Raw genomic sequence first — 17,230 nt, 5'->3', positions numbered from 1 at the left:
GCCTCTATCGACGCCGCTCAGCCGCAGCCGTTGCAGCCGCCGCAGTCCTTGCCGCCGCCCTGCCCCGGCGGCGCGATCTTCCGCGCCAGCGCGCGCAGCCAGGCCGGCCGGCCTTCGCGCAGCAGCGGCAGCGCCAGCGCGATGCGCAGCTTCCGCGTCGCGTTCGGGAACTGCTTGCGCATCACCACCGCCGCGCTGACCAGCACCGCCAGCGCGACGATCAGGTATTGCAGCAGCAGCGAGGCGTCCATCAGCCCGCCCCGAACGCCAGCGCGATGCGGTAGGTGAGCAGCGACGCCAGGTAGGCCAGCGCGAACAGGTAGCCGGCCGCGAACGCGGTCTGCTTCCACGAATGCGTCTCGCGCTTGATCGTCGCCAGCGTGGAGATGCACTGCGGCGCGTAGATGAACCACACCAGCAGCGACAGCGCGGTCGCCAGCGTCCACTGGCCCTGGATGATCGGCGTCAGCGCCTGCACGGCGGCATCGTCGTTGGCCGCCGACAGCGCGTACACCGTCGCCAGCGAGGACACCACCACCTCGCGCGCGGCCATGCCCGGGATCAGCGCGATGCAGATCTGCCAGTTGAAGCCGATCGGCGCGAACACCGCGGTCATCCAGGTGCCGATGCGGCCGGCGAAGCTGTAGTCGATGGCCGGCCCGGTGGCATCGATCGGCGCGCCGGGGAAGCTGAGCAGGAACCACAGCAGGATGGTCAGCGCCAGGATGATGCCGCCGACGCGCTTGAGGAAGATCATCGCCCGCTCCCACAGCCCGATCCCGACATCGCGCAGGTGCGGGATGCGGTAGGACGGCAGCTCCAGCAGCAGCGGGTGCTCGCTCTTGTCGCGCCGCCACAGCTTCATCGTCCACGCCACCGCCAGCGCGCTGAGGATGCCGGCCGCGTACAGGCCGAACAGCACCAGCCCCTGCTGGTTGAACCAGCCGATCTTCTTCTGCGGGACGAACGCACCGATCAGCAGCGTGTACACCGGCAGCCGCGCCGAGCAGGTCATCAGCGGCGCGACCAGGATGGTGGCGAGGCGGTCGCGCGGATCCTGGATGGAACGCGTGGACATGATCCCCGGCACCGCGCAGGCGAAGCTGGACAACAGCGGGATGAAGCTGCGCCCGGACAGCCCCGCCGCCGCCATCATCCGGTCCAGCAGGAAGGCGGCGCGCGGCAGATAGCCGGACTCCTCCAGCGCGAGGATGAAGGCGAACAGCACCAGGATCTGCGGCAGGAACACGATCACGCCGCCGATGCCGGCGATCACGCCGTCCACCAGGAGGCTGCGCAGCGGGCCGTCCGGCAGCGCGCCGCCGACCAGTTCGCCGAACCACGCGGTGGCGGCCTCGATGCCGTCCATCATCGGCGTCGCCCAGGCGTACACCGCCTGGAAGATCAGGAACATCACCACGCCCAGCGCCACCAGGCCGAACAACGGATGCAGCAGCCAGCGGTCCAGCGCGTCGTCGATGGCGGCGGTGCGGCGCGGCATCGCCACCGCCAGCGCCAGCAGGCGGCGCACTTCCCCGTGCAGGGCGTCGTCGGACAGCGGCGCGTGCGCGTCCGGCGCCGCGCCGCCCAGCGTTTCCAGCCGCTCCAGCAGCGCGTGCGCGCCGTTGCGCCGCACCGCCACGGTTTCCACCACCGGCACGCCGAGTTCGCGCTGCAACGCGTCCACGTCGATAGCGATGCCGCGCTTGCGGGCGGCGTCCATCATGTTGAGCGCGACGATCATCGGCCGCCCCAGCGCGCGCAGCTCCAGCACGAAGCGCAGGTGCAGGCGCAGATTGGTGGCGTCGACCACGCACAGCAGCAGGTCGGGCGCGGGCTCGCCCGGATAGAAGCCGCGGATCAGGTCGCGCGTCACCGCCTCGTCCAGGCTGGCGGCGTTGAGGCTGTACGCACCCGGCAGGTCCAGCACCGCGTAGTTGCGCCCGGACGGCGCGGTCAGCCGGCCTTCCTTGCGCTCCACGGTGACGCCGGCGTAGTTGGCGACCTTCTGGCGGCTGCCCGTGAGCAGGTTGAACAGCGCGGTCTTGCCGCAGTTGGGGTTGCCGACCAGGGCGATGCGCGAAAGCGCGGCGGCGTCGCTCATGCCGCGCTCCCGTCCGCGCGCAGGCGCACCCGCGCGGCCTCGGCGCGGCGCAGCGCGAAGCGGGTGAAGCCCACCTGCACCAGCAGCGGCTCGGCGCCCAGCGGGCCGGCGGCCACCACTTCGACGTCCTCGCCGGCGACGAAGCCCAGCTCGCGCAGGCGGCGCGCGACCGCGTCGTTCGGCATGTGTTCCTCGACGATGTCGACGACGGCCGGCCGGCGTTTGGGAAGTTCGCTCAATCGCATCGACACGCCGCACCACGACAAATGGGAATTGTTCTCAATTCTAGCATTCCCGCCTGCCGGTATCATGTGCGGCATCACTCTTTCAGAGCGCGGCGGACCCGGCATGAGCGCCTCCCTGCAACTGCACCGCGACGGCGCCGTCGCCCGCCTGCGGATGACCCGCGCGCAGGTGCACAACGCCTTCGACGCCGGCCTGATCGCCGGCCTGACCGCGGCGCTGGACGAGGTGGCGGCGGACGCGTCGATCCGCGTGTTGGTGCTGGAAGCCGATGGCCCGTCGTTCTCCGCCGGCGCCGACCTCAACTGGATGCGCGGCATGGCCGCCGCCAGCGAGGCCGAGAACCGCGAGGACAGCCTCGCCCTCGCCCGCCTGATGCGCACGCTGGACGAGCTGCCCAAGCCGACCATCGCCCGCGTGCAGGGCGCGGCGTTCGGCGGCGGCGTGGGGCTGGTGGCCTGCTGCGACATCGCCATCGGCGTGCCGCAGGCGAAGTTCGGCCTGACCGAAAGCAAGCTGGGTCTGCTACCGGCGGTGATCTCGCCCTACGTCGTCGATGCCATCGGCCCGCGCAACGCGCGCCGCTACTTCGCCACCGCCGAAATCTTCGACGCCGCCGAGGCGCTGCGCATCGGCCTGCTGCATGAGGTGGTCGACACCGACGCGCTGGACGCCGCCGTGCAGCGGCAGATCGGCTTCCTGCTCAAGGCCGGGCCGGTTGCGTCGGCCGCCGCCAAGCGGCTGGTGCGCGATGTCCGCGCACACGCCGACGGCGCGAGGCACGACGCCGACAACGCCGCGCTGATCGCCCGCCTGCGCGTCTCGCCGGAGGGCCAGGAAGGGTTGTCAGCCTTCCTCGACAAGCGCAAGCCGGGCTGGCATCCCCACGACGGAACCACGGAGTAACCCATGCTCGACCACGTAGGCATCCCCGTTTCCGATTACGCACGCAGCCTCGCGTTCTACACGCAGGCCCTGGCGCCGCTGGGCATCGGCCTGGTGATGGAGGTCACGCCGGAGATGACCGGCAACGGCAGCGCCGCCGGCTTCGGCAGCGACGGCAATCCGTACTTCTGGTTCGGCGACGACGGCGCGCCGGGCGAGCATACCCACGTCGCCTTCGCCGCCGACAGCCGCGCCAGGGTCGACGCCTTCCACGCCGCCGCGCTGGCCGCGGGCGGGCGCGACAACGGCACGCCCGGCCTGCGCCCGCATTACCACGCCAATTACTACGGCGCCTTCGTGCTGGACCCGGACGGGCACAACATCGAAGCCGTCTGCCACCTGCCGGACGCCAGCGCCTGATGTTCCAGAAGATCCTGATCGCCAACCGCGGCGAGATCGCCTGCCGCGTCATCCGCACCGCGCGCCGGCTCGGCATCCGCACCGTCGCCGTGTTTTCCGAGGCCGACGGCGACGCCCAGCACGTGCGGCTGGCCGACGAGGCGCACTGCATCGGCGGCCCGCGCCCGCAGGACAGCTACCTGCGCGGCGACGCCATCCTCGACGTCGCGAAGAAGACCGGCGCGCAGGCGATCCATCCCGGCTACGGCTTCCTGTCCGAGAACGCCGACTTCGCCGACGCCGTGCAGGCCGCCGGCATTGCCTTCATCGGCCCGGCAGGCAGCTCGATGCGCAAGATGGGCAGCAAGGCCGGCGCCAAGGACCTGATGGCCGCCGCCGGCGTGCCGGTGGTGCCGGGCTACACCGGCGAGGACCAGTCGCCCGAGTTGCTGCAGCGCGAAGCCGACCGCATCGGCTACCCGCTGATGATCAAGGCCGCGCACGGCGGCGGCGGCAAGGGCATGCGCATCGTGCGCGAGGCCGGCGAGTTCGGGGCGAACCTGCAAAGCTGCCAGCGCGAGGCCGCCAGCGCCTTCGGCCGCGACCGCGTGCTTCTGGAACGCTACATCGAGCATCCGCGCCACATCGAGATCCAGATCTTCGGCGACGGCTTCGGTGCCGCCATCCATCTCGGCGAGCGCGAATGCTCGGCGCAGCGGCGCTACCAGAAAGTGCTGGAGGAATCGCCCTCGCCCTTCCTCACCCCCGAGCTGCGCGCGGCGATGGGCGCGGCGGCGGTGCAGGCGGCGCACGCGATCGACTACGCCAACGCCGGCACGGTGGAATTCATCGTCGGGCAGGACGGCGGCTTTTACTTCATGGAGATCAACACGCGACTGCAGGTCGAGCATCCGGTCACCGAGGAAGTCACCGGCCTGGACCTGGTCGAATGGCAGCTGCGCATCGCCGCCGGCGAGCAGTTGCCGCTGCGGCAGGAAGACATCGCTCAGCACGGCCACGCCATCGAGGTGCGGCTGTACGCGGAAGACCCGGACGCCGGTTTCCTACCCGGCTCCGGCACGCTGAAGACGCTGCGCCTGCCGGCGCCGTCGCGGCACGTGCGGCTCGATTCCGGCGTGGTCGAAGGCGACACCGTCACCATTTTCTACGACCCGATGATCGCCAAGCTGATCGTCTGGGACGAAGACCGCCCGCGCGCGCTGGCGCGGCTGCGCGAAGCGCTGGCCGGCTGCGCGATCAGCGGGCCGAAGTCCAACGTCGCCTTCCTCGAACGGCTGGTGCGGCATCCCGCCATCGTCGAGGCGAGCATCGACACCGGCTACCTCGACCGCCATCTCGACGAATTCCTCGCGCCCTCCGCCATCGATCCATCCCTGCTGCTGGCCGCCGCCACCGCGCAGTTGCTGGCGCAGGAATCCGACGCGCGCGCCGCTGCCGCGCATGGCAGCGATCCCACCTCGCCCTGGGCCGACGCCGACGGCTGGCGGCTGGGCCACGCCGGCGCGCGCCGGCTCGCCTTCGCCCACGGCGACGCCAGCATCGAACTGCTGGCGCACGGCCACGGCGGCGACTACCGCATCGAACGCGACGGCCAGACCCACACCATCGCCGGAGCCCGTCTCGCCGACGGCGCGCTGAGCGTTCGCATCGACGGCGCCATGCGCCGCTTCCTCGCCGCCGTGTCCGCCGACGAAGTGCTGGTGCACGACGGCGACCGGCGCCTGCGCCTGCAACCGGAACCGCTGTACCGCCGCCAGTCCGCCGGCAGCGATGCCGCCGAACACCGCATCCGCGCGCCGATGCCGGGCCGCGTGGTGCTGGTGCAGGCCAGGCCCGGCGACGCGCTGGACGCGGGCGACGTGGTGCTGGTGCTGGAGGCGATGAAGATGGAGCTGGCGCTGAAGGCCCCGCGCGCCGGCACCCTCGCCGAACTGCGCGCGCATGCCGGCGATTTCGTCGAGGCCGACGCCGTCCTCGCCACGCTGGAGCAATGACCATGGCCCTGCCCGTTGACGTGCGCATCGTCGAAGTCGGCCCGCGCGACGGCCTGCAGAACGAGAAGACCGACATCGGCACCGCCAACAAGATCGCGCTGATCGACCGGCTGTCGAAGACCGGCCTGCGCAGCATCGAGGCCACCGCCTTCGTCAGTCCGAAGTGGGTGCCGCAGATGGCCGACGCCGCCGAGGTGATGGCCGGCATCGCCCGCGCGCCCGGCGTGTCCTACCCGGTGCTGGTGCCGAACGAGGCCGGCTACGAGCGCGCCCGCGCGGCCGGCGCGGAGGAAGTGGCGGTGTTCACCGCCGCCTCCGAGGCGTTCAACCTGAAGAACACCAACGCCGGCATCGACGAATCGCTGCGCCGCTTCGCGCCGGTGCTGGCGCGGGCGAAGGCGGACGGGGTGAAGGTGCGCGGCTACGTCTCCACCGTGCTCGGCTGCCCCTACCAGGGCGAGGTACCGTTGACCGAGGTGGTGCGCGTGGCGCGTGCGCTGCACGAAATGGGCTGCTACGAAATCTCGCTGGGCGACACCATCGGCGTCGGCACGCCCGGCAAGGCGCGGGCGATGCTGAAGGCCGTCGCCGGCGAAGTTCCGATGGCCGCGCTCGCCATCCATTTCCACGACACCTGGGGCCAGGCGCTGGCCAACGCGCTGGCCTGCCTCGAAGAAGGCGTCGCCGTGGTCGACAGCGCCGTGTCCGGCGCGGGCGGCTGCCCGTACGCGAAGGGCGCCAGCGGCAACGTCGCCAGCGAGGACGTGGTGTACATGCTGCACGGCCTCGGCATCCGCACCGGCATCGACCTCGACCTGCTGGCCGACACCGGCCGCTGGCTGGCCGCCCTGCTGGGCCGCGACACCGGCAGCAAGGCCGGCAAAGCGCTGGGCGCACGATGAGCAACCAGATGCTCCATCAGAGCATGCTCGCCAACGCGTTGCCCCCGGAGGCCGCCGCGAGCGCGCCGTCCCAGCTCGCGCACCTGCTCGACGCCCGCTATCCCGGCCTGATCGAACACATCGGCCAGGCCATCGTCCTGCACGACGCGGACGGCCGGCTGCACTACATGAACCCGGCGGCACGGCAGATTTTCGGCGTGCCCGGCGACGGCGACACTCCCGGCATGGCGGACTGGAACGGCTGGCGGGTGATGGACGAGGCGGGCCGGCCGCTGCCGTTCCAGGCGCATCCCACCTCGCGCGCGCTGCGCGAGGGGCGCGCCGTGGGCAACGAGGTGATCGGCCTCTACCATCGCCGCAACCAGAAGCTGGTCTGGCTGTCGGTGACGGCGCTGCCGCAGAGCGCGCCCGATGGCAGCCATACCGGCATGGTGCTGTCGCTCAGCACCGACATCACCGAACTCCAGCGCGACAAGACCTTGTTCCATCGCGTGCAGGAACTCGCGCAGATCGGCGGCTGGCAGTGGGACCGCGGCAGCGACGCGCTCTACCTGACCGGCGAGGCGGTGCGCATCCTGTGCAGGCGCGTCCCGCCCATGACGATGCATGCGCTGCTCGACTGCCTGTGCGACGACGACCGCCAGCGCCTGCGGCAGACGCTGGACGAGATCCGCGGCGACACCGGCTTCGACCTCGAACTGGCCGGCACGGATCCCAGCGGCACGCCCTTCTGGGTGCGCATGATCGGCGAACCCGATCCGCACGATCCCGGCAGCGAACGCCTCAGCGGCACCTTGCAAGACATCACCGAGCGCAAGCGCGCCGAGGAAGCGCTGCGCGCGCAGGCGCAGACCGACGCCCTGACCGGGCTGCTGAACCGCGACGCCATCCTCGCCCACGCCCAGCAGCGCCTGCACGCGCCCAGCGGCCCCGATCTGGCGCTGCTGTACATCGACCTCGACCGCTTCAAGATCGTCAACGACGTGCTGGGCCACGACGCCGGCGACCACCTGCTGATCGAAGCGGCCAACCGCATCCGCGGCGCGGTCGGCGAGGAAGGCCTGATCGCGCGCTTCGGCGGCGACGAGTTCCTGGCCGTCTGCCGCATCGCCGACAACCCCGACCGCCCGGAGCAACTGGCGCAGCGCGTGCAGCAGGCGTTCACCGCGCCGTTCCGCATGGGCAAGGACGAGTTCAACGTCACCACCAGTATCGGTATTTCGCGCGCGCCCGCCGACGGCGACACGCCCCGGCAGCTGATCCAGAGCGCCGACATGGCGATGTACGACAGCAAGCGCCGGCTGCGCAACGGCTACCAGGCGTTCTCGCCCCGGCTCGCCAAGCGACAGCAGGAGCGGTTGCAGATCGAAACGCAGCTGCGCCGCGCGCTCGACAACGGCGAGTTCCACCTCGTCTACCAGCCGCAGGTCGACCTGCGCAGCGGCCGCATCCTGCACGCCGAGGCGCTGATGCGCTGGCGCAGCCCGCTGCTCGGCGAAGTGCGCCCGGGCCGCTTCATCGAACTGGCCGAAAGCACCGGCGAGATCGTCCGCATCGGCCACTGGGTGCTGGGCGAAGCCTGCGCGCAGATGCGCCGCTGGCAGGAACAGGGGCTGCCGATCCAGCGCATCGCGGTGAACGTGTCCTACCGCCAATTCATCGGCGAGGACCTGGTGGACAGCGTGCGCCGGATGCTGGGGGAAGCCGGCCTGCCGGGGCATGCGCTGGAACTGGAACTGACCGAGCGCGTGCTGGTGGAGGACGTGGCCGACACCAGCCGCGTGTTCGACCAGCTGCGGCAGCTGGGCGTGCGGTTGTCCATCGACGATTTCGGCGAAGGCTACAGCGCGCTCAACTATCTGCGCCGGCTGCCGATCCACGCGCTCAAGCTCAGCCACAGCTTCATGAAGGGCGTGCCGGGCGCACGCTCCGACGAGGCCATCTGCCAGACCGTCACCGGCATCGCCCGCAGCCTCGGGCTGGACATGGTCGCCGAGGGCATCGAAACCGAAGCCCAGCGCGACTTCCTGCTGCGGCTCGGGGTCAAGGTCGGGCAAGGCTTCCTGTTCGCGCCCGGCCTGCTGCCGGGAGAATTCGCCAAGCGCCTGGCCGCGCAATCCTCCTAAACACCCGCATGCACGACTTCGCCATCCGCCCCATCCAGCCCGAGGACGATACCGCTATGGCAGCGGTCATCCGCGCGGTGATGCCCGAGTTCGGCGCCACCGGCAGCGGCTTTGCCATCAACGACCCGGAAGTGGACTGGATGAGCCGCGCCTACGCGCAGCCGCGCCACGCCTATTTCGTGCTGGAGCGCGGCGGCCACGTGCTGGGCGGCGCTGGCGTGGCCCCGCTGGCCGGCGGCGACGCCGGCACCTGCGAACTGCGCAAGATGTACTTCCTACCCGAAGCGCGCGGCCTGGGCGCCGGCGCGGCGATGATGGCCCGCTGCCTGGACGCCGCCCGCGACCTCGGCTTCGCCCGCTGCTACCTGGAAACCCTGACCGGCATGGACGCGGCGATGCGGCTGTACGAACGCAGCGGCTTCAAGCGCATCTGCGGCCCGCAGGGCGCGACCGGGCATGGCGGCTGCGACGTTTTCTATTCGCTCGAGCTCTGAGCCCCTCTCCCCTCGGGAGAGGGGTTGGGGAGAGGCTTCGGGGCAAGCCTGGAATCGCCCGCGCACACCGAACCCTCATCCGCCCCTGCGGGGCGCCTTCTCCCGAAGGGAGAAGGGAGAAGCGTAAAATCGCCGGTTTCCGCCCGCAGGATCTCTTCCATGCAGCTCTCCAACGCCCGCGCCGTGGTCACCGGCGGCGTCTCCGGCCTCGGCTTCGCGGTGGCGAAGCACCTCGTCGCCCACGGCGGCAAGGTCGCCCTGTTCGACGTGAACGACGACAAGGGCGCGGCCGCCGTCGCCGAACTCGGCGACGCCAACGCGCGCTACTTCAAGACCGACGTCACCGACGAAGCCTCGGTGCAGGCCAACGTCGCCGCGGCGAAGGCGTTCCTCGGCGGGCTGAACGTCGCGGTGAACTGCGCCGGCATCCTCGGTTCCAACCGCGTGCTGGGCCGCGAGGGGGCGATGAAGCTCGCGCAGTTCCAGACCACGGTGATGGTCAACCTGGTCGGCAGCTTCAACGTCGCCAAGACCTGCGCCGAGCTGATGCAGCACAACGAGGCCGGCGCGGACGGCGAGCGCGGCGTGATCGTCAACACCGCCTCGGTCGCCGCCTACGAAGGCCAGATCGGGCAGGCCGCCTACTCCGCCTCCAAGGCCGGCGTGATCGGCATGACGCTGCCGATGGCGCGCGAACTGGCTCGCTTCGGCATCCGCGTGATGACCGTCGCGCCCGGCGTGTTCTGGACGCCGATGGTCGACGGCATGCCGGAAGACGTGCAGAAGTCGCTGGCCGCGACCATTCCCTTCCCCTCGCGCCTCGGCAGGCCGGAGGAGTTCGCCGACCTGGTCGCCAGCATCCTCGGCACAACCTACCTCAATGGCGAGACCATCCGTCTGGACGGCGCGACGCGGCTGGCGCCGAAGTGACCGACTACGGCTCGCGCGCGGAACGCCGGATCGCCGCCAAATGGCCGGCGATCCGCGCACGCGGCATGCGGCATTTCGTGCTGGTGCGCGGCGTCGCGTTCTGGGGCGGGCTGATGTTCGTGGCGATGCTGGCGATGACCGGGCTGCGGCTCGGCTTCGACCATCCGCGCTACCCGTTGCTGGCCGCCATCGCCCTGCCGCTGTGCGCCATCGGCGGGCTCGCCTGGGGCCTGCTCACCTGGTTCCTCAACGAGCGCATTTACCGTGCGCTCCAACAACAAAGCAGACAGTTCCCATGAAGGCTTACGACATCAAGAAAGGCAACGTCGTCGAACACAACGGCGGCGTGTACCAGATCCGCGACATCGAGCGCAGCAGCCCGCAGGGCCGCGGCGGCAACGTGCGCTACCGCTTCGTCATGTACGCGATCCCCGGCGGCAACAAGCTGGACGCCAGCTTCGACGGCGACGACGACCTGCGCGAAGTGGACATGAGCCGCCGCCAGGCCACCTATTCGTACAAGGACGGCGACGCCTTCGTGTTCCTCGACGACGAGGACTACACGCCGTACACGCTCGACGCCGATGCCGTGGGCGACCTGGCCGGCTACATCGTGGACGACCTGACCGGCATCTACGTGCAGCTGATCGAGGACGCGCCGGTGGCGATCCAGCTGCCGCAGTCGGTGGCGATGGAAGTGATCGAGACCCCGCCGGAGCTGAAGGGCGGCACCGCCACCAAGCGCCCGAAGCCGGCCAAGCTGAGCACCGGCATCGAGATCATGGTGCCGGAGTACATCGGCAACGGCGAGAAGGTGTGGGTCAACACCACCACCGGCGAGTTCGCCGGCCGCGCGGAATAAGCGCTCTGGCCCGTCATTCCCGCGAAGGCGGGAATGACGGGCAAAAGCACATGAACACCATCAGTCTCGCCGGCCACGGCGTCCGCCTCGATCCCTTGTCGCGCGACCAAATTGTCCCCTTGCAGGACGCGGTGGACGACGGCGACATCGGCGCGATCAACTACGTCAACGTGCCCGGCCGCGACGGCATCCCCGCGTGGGTGGAAAACGCGCTGGCGATGCGCGACGCCGGCCGCGAGCTGCCGTTCGCCATCGTCGCCGGCGAACGCGTGGTCGGCAGCACGCGCTTCTACGACATCGACCTGTCGGTGCCGACGCTCGCCATCGGCTACACCTTCCACGCGGCCTCGGTCTGGCGCAGCCACGTCAACACCGCCAACAAGCGGCTGATGCTGGGGCACGCCTTCGACGCGCTGGGTGCGCAGTCCGTGTACTTCCACACCAGCCACCTCAACCTGCGCTCGCAGGCGGCGATCGAGCGGCTGGGCGCGAAAAAGGACGGCGTCCTGCGCGCGCATCGGCGGCACAAGGACGGCACCCTGCGCGACACCCATACCTATTCGATCCTCGCGCCGGAATGGCCGGCGATCCGCGAACGGCTGGACGCGCGGATCAAAGCAGGTTGAGCGGCGTCAGCGCAGTTCCAAGCCGCCCTGCTCGCGATTGAGTGCGCGCAGGCGTTCGCCCAGCGCGGACAGGTTGCTTTCGATGCCCTGCATCGCCCGCTGCCGTTCGGCCGGCAGGGCTGCCAGCGCCGCCTGACGCAGCCGTACCCATTCGCTTCCGACCCGCGCCGAAAGCGCCCTCGCCTTCGCCTCCAGCGTGCCGCGCTCCTGCTGCGGCAGGCCGTAGCCGCTTCCGCCCAATGCGGCGGGACGCAGCAGCAGGGCTTCCTCCGCCAGCAGCGCCTGCACCTGCGTGCGCGCGGCGCGGCCCTCGGCGCGGTCGAGCAGCCTGCGCTTGATCGCGTCGCGCGCCTGCAACTCCATGCGCCGCTGCGCCGCCTGCTCCAGCAACAGCAGCGCGGCGGTCGCGCGCAGGTCGCCCTGCTCCAGCCAAGGCGCGCGGCGCTCCGGCGGCAGCGCCAGCCAGTCGTCCAGGCGCGCCTGCGGCAGCGCCAGCCGCGCGCGCGCCAGCTCGAACATCGCCTGGTAGCGCGCGCGCATCGACTCGAAGTAATAGCCCTGCCGCTGCGCTGCGTCGCGATCCTCCAGCACGGAGACGTCCGCCACGCCTTCGCGTTGTAACCGGCGCAGCAGGCCGGTCGGGGTGATGCTGCGCAGCGGCAGCGCCGCCAGCCGCGGCGCGCCTTCGCGCAGCAGCCGCCAGGTTTCCACCGCGCAGTTGTTGTCGAGGAAGGTGTAGCGCCCGTCGTAGCTCCAGTGCAGCAGCGCGGCGCGTTCCAGCACGCCGCGGATTTCGTCGCGCCCGAGCCGCAGCGGCAGCGAGCGCAGCCCGCGCAGTTCCACCGTCGTGTACTCGTCGATGACCTGGTCCAGCGGCGGCAGGAACAGCCGCGACGGATAGCGGCCGGTCAGCCCGCGCCAGCCCGACAGCTGCACGTCGCCGACGAAGGCGCGGAAGCTCAGCACGCGGTGGTATTGCAGGTCGAGCCTACAGTCCGGCCCCAACGCGCGGCCCGGCGCGCAGACCATCAGCCGCAGCATGCTGTGGCCCCAGCGGCTCATCGGCGCGTCGTTGCCTTCGGCCAGCAGGTAATCGACCGCGTACACGCGTTCGGGATCGATCCGCTCGAAGCCTGCGGCGGCGTAGTCCGCATCCGCCTGCAGGAACACCAGCCCCGGCGCGCAGGCCGCACCCGGCGGCTGCCAGCCGAAGCGGCCTGCGAAATACCGTGCCAGCGCCGGCCGCCGGCAGGCGTACTGCGGGTCGAGCAGGAACCATTCCAGGTTGACCGCCACGAACTCGCGCGGGTTGGTCAGCTCGTAGCGATCCGGGCTGCGGTCGCTCAGCGGGTTGTGGCGTGCGCGCAGGCCGAAGCGCAGCGGACGCAGCTGCCAGCCGGCGAGGTCGAGCAGGCGCGGATCGCGCGACAGGCCGCCCTGCGGCCCACGATCCAGCACGTGCGCCAGCTCGTGGATCAGCGCGGCCAGCGCCGCGCGCGCGGCCGGGTCGTCGGCGCCCGCCTGCGGCGCGCGCGCCATCCAGCCGTCGAGCAGTTCGCGGCGCAGGCCGATGTCCGCACCCCGGCTGCGGCCGTGCACCTGCGTCGGCAGATCGTCGCGCCAGCGCAGGCGCAAGTCGGCGGGCAAGGCGTCGCGCCAGGCCGGCGGCAATCGGCCCTCGCTATCGTCGATCAATTGCCGGCTTGCTGCCAGCTGCGCGTCGTCCAATCCCCGCGGCTCCACCTGCAACCGCGCCGCCGCAACCGGCAGCGCGAGGCAGGCCAGCCACGCCGCGCAGGCAAGCCGCCACGGCGGGCGGCGCGGGTTCACCGTGCCAGGATCGCCTGCGCCAGCTGCATGTCGCTGGCCGCACGGGCATCGGCACGACGCTCGCGCAGCAGCCGCAGCGCCGCTTCCAGCCGCGCGCCGCGGATGCGTCCGTCGCTGGCGACGAAGCTGGCCGCGTCCGCGCGCGCCTGCAGCACCACCTTGTCGTCGCCGGAGGTGCTGGCCGACGTGGCCGAACCGGCCGACGACGCGCTGGAGCCGAAGCTGCTGGCGACGGCCGGCGTGGCCGCGAGCAGCAGCGCGGCGATCAGGAAGGATTTCGTCATGGCGATCTCTCCGGACGGGTTCATGCGGGCGGATTCATGCATGCAGGAGCGCAAGACTAAACGCGATCGCCGCGCATGGCACCGCTTACGCGTCGAACAGCTTGCCGGGATTCATGATCCCGTTCGGGTCCAGCGCCGCCTTGATCCCACGCATCGCCGCGATTTCCGCCGCGCTGCGCGTACACCACAGATACGGCTTCTTCACCAACCCGATGCCGTGCTCGGCGGAAATGCTGCCGCCGTGGCGTTGCAGGACTTCGGCCAGCAGCTTGGTCACGCGCTCGCAGTCGGCCACGAAGTCCGCCTGCGCCACGGCATCCGGTTTCAGGATGTTGATGTGCAGGTTGCCGTCGCCGATGTGGCCGAACCAGACCACCTCGAACTGCGGGTATTCGCGGCCCAGCAGCGCCTGCGTCTCGGCGAGGAAAGCCGGCATCGCCGACACCCGCACCGACACGTCATTCTTGTACGGCACGTACTTCGCCAGGCTTTCGGTGATGCCCTCGCGCAGCCGCCACAGCTGCGCCGCCTGCGCTTCGCTGGCGCTGATGACGCCGTCGCTGACCAGCCCGTCGTTCACGCATTGCTCGAATGCGGCCAGCGCCTCGGCTTCGCTGGCTTCATCGCTGGCGAACTCGGTGACGACGTAGAACGGATGCACCTCGTCGAATGGCGCCTGCGCGCCGTGCGCCAGCACGTGCCTGAGCGCCACGTCGGTGAGGAACTCGAACGCCTGCAATTGCAGCCGCGAGCGGAACGCCGCGAACACCCGCATCAGCGCCTCGAACGACGGCAGCGCCAGCAGCATCACGTTGGTCGGCGGCGGCGGATCGGCGAGGCGCAGCGTCGCCTCAACCACGATGCCCAGCGTGCCTTCCGAGGCGATGGCGAGGTGGCGCAGGTCGTAGCCGCTGGAGTTCTTGACCAGCGCGCGGCCCAGCTCCAGCAGTTCGCCGCCGCCGGTGACCAGCTTCAGGCCGACGATCCATTCGCGGGTATTGCCGTAGCGCACCACGCGGATGCCGCCGGCGTTGGTGGCGATGTTGCCGCCGATGCTGCACGAGCCGCGCGCGGCGAAATCGACCGGGTATTGCAGGCCGCGTTCGCGCGCCGCCTCCTGCGCCAGTTGCAGCGGGATGCCGGCCTGCACGGTCAGGGTGCGGTCCACCGCATCGAAGCCCAGCACCTTGTTCATGCGTTCGAGGCTGACCACCAGCTCGCCGTCGGCAGCCACCGCGCCGCCCGACAGCCCTGTGCGCCCGCCCGATGGCACGATGGCCACGCCGTTCGCGTTCGCCCAGCGCACGATCGCCTGCACGTCCTCGACGCTGTCCGGCAGCGCGATCGCCAGCGGCGCGGGCGTCCAGCGGCGCGTCCAGTCGCGGCCGTAGTGCTCCAGCTCGGCGGGATCGGTGAGCAGGCGCAGTCCGGGCAGCGCGGCGCGGAGGGAATCGAGGCGGGTGTCGGGCATGGCGTCGGGGCTTGGTGGCGGAGGCGCGATGGGCGTCGCGGACACGGTTTCGTCCGCAACAGCCGGCGGGGCATGTCGCGCCCCGAAAATAGCATGACGCAGCGCAACAAAATCGCCTTCGTTCTGGCTATAGTCGGTTCTTCTCCATCCCCGCCGGACGCCCACCCGCATGTCGCCCAAGAAGACCTCGTTCCCGAAGCAGGACATCCGCGTGCTGCTGCTGGAGGGCGTCAGCCAGACCGCGGTCGACACCTTCAAGGCCGCCGGCTACAGCCAGATCGACTACCACGCCAAGGCGCTGCCGGAGGACGAGCTGAAGGCGCGCATCGCCGAGGCGCACATCGTCGGCCTGCGCTCGCGCACCCAGCTCACCGCCGAGGTGCTGGCCGAGGCCAAGCGGCTGGTCGCGATCGGCTGCTTCTGCATCGGCACCAACCAGGTGGACCTGGACGCCGCCGAGGTCGCCGGCATCCCGGTGTTCAACGCGCCCTACTCCAACACCCGCAGCGTCGCCGAACTGGTGGTGGCGCAGGCGGTGATGCTGATGCGCGGCATCCCGCAGAAGAACGCCGAATGCCACCGCGGCGGCTGGTCGAAGGCGGCTACCGGCAGCCACGAGGTGCGCGGCAAGACGCTGGGCATCATCGGCTACGGCCACATCGGCACCCAGGTGGGCGTGCTGGCCGAGGCGCTGGGCATGCGCGTGGTCTTCCACGACATCGAAACCAAGCTCTCGCTCGGCAACGCGCGCGCCGCGTCCGGGCTGAACGACCTGCTGGCGCGCGCCGACGTGGTGACCCTGCACGTGCCGGAAACGCCGGCAACGAAGAACATGTTCGGCGCGGCGCAGATCGCGGCGATGAAGCGCGGCGCGCATCTCATCAACGCCTCGCGCGGCACCGTGGTCGATATCGACGCGCTGGCGGCGGCGCTGGACGCCGGCCACGTCGGCGGCGCGGCGGTGGATGTGTTCCCGGTCGAACCCAAGGCCAACGGCGACGAATTCCTGTCGCCGCTGCGCGGCCGCGACAACGTGATCCTCACCCCGCACATCGGCGGCAGCACGCTGGAAGCGCAGGACAACATCGGCGTGGAAGTGGCGGCCAAGCTGGTGCGCTACAGCGACAACGGCAGCACGCTGTCGGCGGTCAACTTCCCGGAAGTGACGCTGCCCGAGCACGAGGGCAGCCTGCGCCTGCTGCATATCCACCGCAACGTGCCGGGCGTGCTGTCAAAAATCAACGAGACCTTCAGCCGCCACGCGCTGAACATCGACGGCCAGTTTTTGCGCACCGACCCGAAGGTGGGCTACGTGGTGATCGACGTCAGCGCCGACGAGGCGCAGGCGAACGCGCTGAAGGACGAGCTGGCGGCGATTCCGGGGACGCTGCGGACGCGCGTGCTTTATTGAAGCGAGGAGTGAGCGGAGAGGAGTGAGGGGTGAGTGAAAGCCGCTCTTCGCCTGTTTTCACTCCTCACTCCTCTCCGCTCACTCCTCGCCCTTCGCCCTTCGCCAGCCACTTCCGCGCCATCCGCCGCACCGACGCGTCCGTCGCCGGATCGGCCGCCAGTTCGTCGATGCGCCGCCAGGCCAGGTCCAGCGATTCCTCGCTGACAGTGTAGGCCTCGTTCTCGCCCGCGTGCACCACGTAGCGCACATCGTAATGCCAGTGCGCGGGCACCGCCTTGTGTTCGGGAATCCAGTGGCGATCCACGTCGAAGATCGCCTCGTCGACGCGCAGCCCGGTCAGCCCGGATTCCTCCTCCGCCTCGCGCAGCGCCGCCAGATACAATTCGCGCTGGCCGTCGGCATGCCCGCCCAGCTGCAGCCACAGGCCCAGCTTGCGATGGTGGGTCAGCAGCGCGCGTTCGCCGCCGCGATCCACCAGCCAGCTCGACGCGGTGAAGTGACCGGCCAGGCGCTCGCGCCGGAACGGATCCTCGGCGTCGGCCAGCAGTTCGCGGAACAGCGCCACCGCCTCCGACTCCTCCGGCCGGCGGCGGGCGTAGTCCAGCAACGCGGCGTCCAGACCTGCCTGCATGCGCAATTCCTCCGCTT

The 17,230-nt window shown here is 70.6% G+C and carries 18 protein-coding genes; 11 read left to right on the top strand and 7 right to left on the bottom strand.

The annotated features are described in order from the left end of the window. Positions 1-17 precede the first annotated feature (17 nt). Genes H9L17_RS14875 through H9L17_RS14865 form a run of 3 tightly spaced genes read right to left on the bottom strand, consistent with a single transcriptional unit; the run spans position 18 to position 2,349 of the window. The gene (locus H9L17_RS14875) at positions 18-251 is read right to left on the bottom strand and encodes a DUF6587 family protein (protein ID WP_187570190.1); all 234 of its coding nucleotides are present in this window, start codon (positions 249-251) and stop codon (positions 18-20) included. Further along, on the bottom strand, positions 251-2,104 hold the full coding sequence (gene feoB, locus H9L17_RS14870) for a ferrous iron transporter B (RefSeq protein WP_187570189.1): 1,854 nt from the start codon (positions 2,102-2,104) through the stop codon (positions 251-253). The genes H9L17_RS14875 and feoB overlap by 1 nt, the downstream gene beginning before the upstream one ends. After that, positions 2,101-2,349 carry a FeoA family protein gene (locus H9L17_RS14865; RefSeq protein ID WP_187570188.1) on the bottom strand — a complete coding sequence of 83 codons (249 nt, stop codon included), beginning with the start codon at positions 2,347-2,349 and terminating at the stop codon, positions 2,101-2,103. Before H9L17_RS14865 ends, feoB begins: the two co-directional genes overlap by 4 nt. 103 nt (positions 2,350-2,452) lie before the next feature. Between H9L17_RS14865 and H9L17_RS14860 the strand changes: the two genes are divergently transcribed. The 10 genes from H9L17_RS14860 (at position 2,453) to H9L17_RS14815 (ending at position 11,586) form a co-directional block, all read left to right on the top strand. Then, positions 2,453-3,253, top strand: a complete 801-nt coding sequence (locus tag H9L17_RS14860; RefSeq protein ID WP_187570187.1) for an enoyl-CoA hydratase-related protein — start codon at positions 2,453-2,455, stop codon at positions 3,251-3,253. Between the two features lie 3 nt (positions 3,254-3,256). Beyond that, on the top strand, positions 3,257-3,652 hold the full coding sequence (locus tag H9L17_RS14855) for a VOC family protein (protein ID WP_187570186.1): 396 nt from the start codon (positions 3,257-3,259) through the stop codon (positions 3,650-3,652). After that, on the top strand, positions 3,652-5,646 hold the full coding sequence (locus H9L17_RS14850) for an acetyl/propionyl/methylcrotonyl-CoA carboxylase subunit alpha (protein WP_187570185.1): 1,995 nt from the start codon (positions 3,652-3,654) through the stop codon (positions 5,644-5,646). The genes H9L17_RS14855 and H9L17_RS14850 overlap by 1 nt, the downstream gene beginning before the upstream one ends. 2 nt (positions 5,647-5,648) lie before the next feature. After that, positions 5,649-6,548, top strand: coding sequence for a hydroxymethylglutaryl-CoA lyase (locus H9L17_RS14845; protein ID WP_425507362.1), 900 nt, complete (start codon positions 5,649-5,651; stop codon positions 6,546-6,548). Next, on the top strand, positions 6,545-8,674 hold the full coding sequence (locus H9L17_RS14840) for a putative bifunctional diguanylate cyclase/phosphodiesterase (protein ID WP_187570184.1): 2,130 nt from the start codon (positions 6,545-6,547) through the stop codon (positions 8,672-8,674). Before H9L17_RS14845 ends, H9L17_RS14840 begins: the two co-directional genes overlap by 4 nt. 8 nt (positions 8,675-8,682) lie before the next feature. Continuing rightward, positions 8,683-9,168 carry a GNAT family N-acetyltransferase gene (locus H9L17_RS14835; RefSeq protein WP_187570183.1) on the top strand — a complete coding sequence of 162 codons (486 nt, stop codon included), beginning with the start codon at positions 8,683-8,685 and terminating at the stop codon, positions 9,166-9,168. 159 nt (positions 9,169-9,327) lie between these two features. Further along, positions 9,328-10,098, top strand: a complete 771-nt coding sequence (locus H9L17_RS14830) for an SDR family NAD(P)-dependent oxidoreductase (RefSeq protein WP_187570182.1) — start codon at positions 9,328-9,330, stop codon at positions 10,096-10,098. Beyond that, complete coding sequence (locus H9L17_RS14825; RefSeq protein ID WP_187570181.1) at positions 10,095-10,397, top strand: hypothetical protein; 303 nt, start codon at positions 10,095-10,097, stop codon at positions 10,395-10,397. Before H9L17_RS14830 ends, H9L17_RS14825 begins: the two co-directional genes overlap by 4 nt. Then, the gene (gene yeiP, locus H9L17_RS14820) at positions 10,394-10,960 is read left to right on the top strand and encodes an elongation factor P-like protein YeiP (RefSeq protein ID WP_187570180.1); all 567 of its coding nucleotides are present in this window, start codon (positions 10,394-10,396) and stop codon (positions 10,958-10,960) included. The genes H9L17_RS14825 and yeiP overlap by 4 nt, the downstream gene beginning before the upstream one ends. 50 nt (positions 10,961-11,010) lie before the next feature. Beyond that, positions 11,011-11,586, top strand: coding sequence for a GNAT family N-acetyltransferase (locus tag H9L17_RS14815; protein ID WP_187570179.1), 576 nt, complete (start codon positions 11,011-11,013; stop codon positions 11,584-11,586). A 6-nt stretch (positions 11,587-11,592) separates the two neighbouring features. Here the strand turns inward: H9L17_RS14815 and H9L17_RS14810 are convergent, their stop codons facing one another. The 3 genes from H9L17_RS14810 to H9L17_RS14800 form a co-directional block, all read right to left on the bottom strand. Continuing rightward, a complete protein-coding gene (locus H9L17_RS14810) occupies positions 11,593-13,416 on the bottom strand; it encodes a DUF7844 domain-containing protein (protein WP_246455109.1) in 1,824 nt (607 codons plus the stop codon). Beyond that, positions 13,413-13,700: a DUF2388 domain-containing protein gene (locus H9L17_RS14805; protein WP_187570178.1), complete on the bottom strand. Its 288-nt coding sequence runs from the start codon at positions 13,698-13,700 to the stop codon at positions 13,413-13,415. Before H9L17_RS14805 ends, H9L17_RS14810 begins: the two co-directional genes overlap by 4 nt. Positions 13,701-13,785: 85 nt before the next feature. Then, the gene (locus tag H9L17_RS14800) at positions 13,786-15,171 is read right to left on the bottom strand and encodes an FAD-binding oxidoreductase (protein WP_187570177.1); all 1,386 of its coding nucleotides are present in this window, start codon (positions 15,169-15,171) and stop codon (positions 13,786-13,788) included. Positions 15,172-15,340: 169 nt separating this feature from the next. Here H9L17_RS14800 and serA point away from each other — a divergent pair, with 169 nt between their 5' ends. Continuing rightward, positions 15,341-16,582 carry a phosphoglycerate dehydrogenase gene (gene serA, locus H9L17_RS14795; RefSeq protein WP_187570176.1) on the top strand — a complete coding sequence of 414 codons (1,242 nt, stop codon included), beginning with the start codon at positions 15,341-15,343 and terminating at the stop codon, positions 16,580-16,582. Positions 16,583-16,646: 64 nt separating this feature from the next. Here the strand turns inward: serA and H9L17_RS14790 are convergent, their stop codons facing one another. Next, positions 16,647-17,213, bottom strand: coding sequence for an NUDIX hydrolase (locus H9L17_RS14790; protein ID WP_246455108.1), 567 nt, complete (start codon positions 17,211-17,213; stop codon positions 16,647-16,649). Between the last annotated feature and the right edge of the window lie 17 nt (positions 17,214-17,230).

Origin of the sequence: Thermomonas brevis (assembly GCF_014395425.1) — a bacterium.
GTDB lineage: Bacteria > Pseudomonadota > Gammaproteobacteria > Xanthomonadales > Xanthomonadaceae > Thermomonas > Thermomonas brevis.
This window is presented reverse-complemented; position numbering and strand designations above follow the sequence as displayed.